Origin of the sequence: Mycobacterium sp. 1245801.1, from assembly GCF_001673055.1 — a bacterium.
Lineage (GTDB): Bacteria > Actinomycetota > Actinomycetes > Mycobacteriales > Mycobacteriaceae > Mycobacterium > Mycobacterium europaeum_A.
On the sequence record NZ_LZKY01000095.1, the window covers coordinates 1 to 2400 of the forward strand.

The following is a 2400-nucleotide window of genomic DNA, read 5'->3' on the forward strand; positions in this document are numbered from 1 at the left end:
CCAGCCTATGACCATGGTGAGGAAAGCTTTGGTGGCGTTGGTGGTGGCGTGTGGTGTCTGCGGGGCGACGTCAGGGTGCATGCCCATCACGGTCCCGTGCGTCGGGTCGGGCGGGCTGCCCTGCTGATCCGTCGAGCACCTCGACGGGGGTGTCGTACTCGCCGAACCACATCCGGAACAGTGGCGGCGGCCCGAACGTCAGGAACACGGCGTTGCGGCCGCGGCCGCCTTTGCGTTGCCACTGTTCGTCGGGCTCGTGTTCGACCTTGTGCACCAGCAGCCCGGCCGGGGCGAGCAGGTCGCCGACTTGCACGTCGACGGCGCGTTTAATGGTCACCGGCTATTTCTCCTAGCGGCGCGGCTTGCGCCGGCCCAGTAGCGTGCCGACGAGTACCGCGGCGCCGACGATGCACAGTAGGGTAATCACCGATATCTTCTCCTTATGTCGTCTCGTCGTCATTCTCTGGGTGGCAGTCGGGGCAGGCCCACCAGTCACAGCCACAGGGCGGCTCAGGCCGCTTCGGTTGCGGGAACATGCTCGCCACCACAGGCTCGTCACCCATCGTTTCTCCTTGCCGATAACTTGGGGGCTTTACGTCAGGTTGAGTTCTGTCGCTAAGACGTCGTAAGCATCGGCGGCGGCCAATAAATCGGCGGCTAGCTCTCGCGCCCCGGCAGAGTCGCCTTCGTAACACTCCCCGAAGCGTCCATCGCTGATGTGCGGGTGCCATTGGCTCTTGGGGAGTTTCTTACCTTGTGACGAGTGTGTCGCCACGAACACGGCCAACTCCCCGAAGAACTGCTTCGCTTCTATGTCAGGCATTATGCGAGCTTGGATTCTGCGAGCACTGCCGCTGCCAGAAGCTCGGCGGCGATTCTGCGGACCTCAGTGGGAGTGAAGCATCCGAGGACTTCGCTGCCTAGCCCGAAGTCTGTCCAGATGTCACCAGGGCCGCTCGAACCTCCGGTGTTGTCGACGCGAATGTCGTAATCGCCGAAGTAGACCTGGCCGTTGTCGTCAGTGTCGGACGGCTCGGGTAGTTCGACGGTTATGTGGCGCGTGAAATGCTCCGGAGCCTCGTATGGCCCGCAGTGGTCAGTGATTCTGCTCATTTCATCTCCTGTGGAGTACCGATAACGTTGCGTTACGTCAGTTGTCCGTGGCTGAACGATACGTGGGTATGTCGTCGTCGGCGGCGGTCTCGACTTTTTTCAACGGCATCCGTTTAAACCGTGCCCACGCGGTCACCGCGTCCCAAATCTCTTGCTCAGCGATCAGGATCTGACGCAGCTCGAATTTCGCTTTGCCACTCACCCCGCGGTTCACTTGAGCACCAGTTCGGGGCAGTAGTGCATGTGCGCCAGGTCGATGAAATGGGCCATCTCAGACACCGGGTGCTTGAGCGCCTGAGCGTAGGTTTGTTGCATCTCGTCGACGGTGTGCCCGGTGCGGATACCGACGCACACCACATAGGCGTCCCCCACCACCGCGTCGCGGTTGGTGTAGTGGATGCCGGCGCGGTTCAGGTCGTCGAGGAACGGCTGGTCGCGGTCGGGCGCGGCCGCCACCACAGTTTTCGTGATGACCGTCGGGGTGGCCGGGGCCGACAGCTCACGCACCCCGTGAACGCCCGCCACCACGAGCGCGGCCGCAGAAGCGAGCAGCGCGGCGACCGATAGCGCCCACCAGTTGCGCCGGGCAGGCGCGGGATCGTCTGTAGCAGATTGATACGGATCCGACCCCGTCGGCGGGTAATCCGCAACGGTGTCAGCGGCATATGCCTGCGGCGCTTCGCTGTCGGGCCAGAAGCCGGTTTCGGCGTCCCCGATCAGATCCTCGCCGTGGTCAACGCTCATGGTTTCCTCCGATTCCGCCATGTACGCATGGTAGTTGATTTGTGGACGTTTGCTATGCGTTCCGGGTAGAAGCTGTGCCAGGTCTCGTGGCCGATGGTGCCGCCGATGAAGTCGAGAACGACTCGGCCTTCCGACGTCTCGCTGGCACGCAGGTATTTGAAGCGGCCACGTTTGCCGCGGATGGACACCTCAGTGCCAGGCTCGAGCAGTTCGCCGTTGACGCAGGCGGCGGGCTCGCCGACAACGGTAGATGCGATGGTGACGTGTTCGACCCGCGGGCTCATATCAACCAGCAAGCGTTACATGGCGAGTGCCGGCGAGCGTGAATGTGCATGCTGCAACACGGTAGCGACAACTACTAGACATGTCAACATCAAACGTTGTACGCTTACGACGTGACGATCTCGATCAAGCCCCTCGGCCTATTTACGCTGGTCAGCATCGACCTCGACCTCGGTGGCCTACTCGCCGCCGCGTCGGCGACGTCGGAACCGCAGCAACGCCCCACCGTGGCCAATAGGTTCGTGAAGGGCATGTCGAGCG

The 2400-nt window shown here is 62.5% G+C and carries 6 protein-coding genes; all 6 read right to left on the bottom strand.

Features of this window, described 5'->3' with window-relative positions:
- Nucleotides 1-70: 70 nt before the first annotated feature.
- Nucleotides 71-337 carry a hypothetical protein gene (locus A5622_RS05745; protein ID WP_156752854.1) on the bottom strand — a complete coding sequence of 89 codons (267 nt, stop codon included), beginning with the start codon at nucleotides 335-337 and terminating at the stop codon, nucleotides 71-73.
- 255 nt (nucleotides 338-592) lie between these two features.
- Nucleotides 593-823: a hypothetical protein gene (locus tag A5622_RS05750; RefSeq protein ID WP_066877237.1), complete on the bottom strand. Its 231-nt coding sequence runs from the start codon at nucleotides 821-823 to the stop codon at nucleotides 593-595.
- Nucleotides 823-1113, bottom strand: coding sequence for a hypothetical protein (locus tag A5622_RS05755; protein WP_066877239.1), 291 nt, complete (start codon nucleotides 1111-1113; stop codon nucleotides 823-825). The genes A5622_RS05750 and A5622_RS05755 overlap by 1 nt, the downstream gene beginning before the upstream one ends.
- 37 nt (nucleotides 1114-1150) lie before the next feature.
- The gene (locus tag A5622_RS28945; RefSeq protein ID WP_156752855.1) at nucleotides 1151-1327 is read right to left on the bottom strand and encodes a hypothetical protein; all 177 of its coding nucleotides are present in this window, start codon (nucleotides 1325-1327) and stop codon (nucleotides 1151-1153) included.
- The gene (locus A5622_RS05760) at nucleotides 1324-1878 is read right to left on the bottom strand and encodes a DUF732 domain-containing protein (protein WP_082994535.1); all 555 of its coding nucleotides are present in this window, start codon (nucleotides 1876-1878) and stop codon (nucleotides 1324-1326) included. The genes A5622_RS28945 and A5622_RS05760 overlap by 4 nt, the downstream gene beginning before the upstream one ends.
- Nucleotides 1854-2141, bottom strand: a complete 288-nt coding sequence (locus A5622_RS05765; protein ID WP_066877244.1) for a hypothetical protein — start codon at nucleotides 2139-2141, stop codon at nucleotides 1854-1856. Before A5622_RS05765 ends, A5622_RS05760 begins: the two co-directional genes overlap by 25 nt.
- Between the last annotated feature and the right edge of the window lie 259 nt (nucleotides 2142-2400).

Excerpts from the sequence above, each read along its gene's own strand:
- A5622_RS05750 (WP_066877237.1), bottom strand. The coding sequence starts at position 823 with ATGCCTGACATAGAAGCGAAGCAGTTCTTCGGGGAGTTGGCCGTGTTC.
- A5622_RS05755 (WP_066877239.1), bottom strand. The coding sequence starts at position 1,113 with ATGAGCAGAATCACTGACCACTGCGGGCCATACGAGGCTCCGGAGCAT.
- A5622_RS05760 (WP_082994535.1), bottom strand. The coding sequence starts at position 1,878 with ATGGCGGAATCGGAGGAAACCATGAGCGTTGACCACGGCGAGGATCTG.
- A5622_RS05765 (WP_066877244.1), bottom strand. The coding sequence starts at position 2,141 with ATGAGCCCGCGGGTCGAACACGTCACCATCGCATCTACCGTTGTCGGC.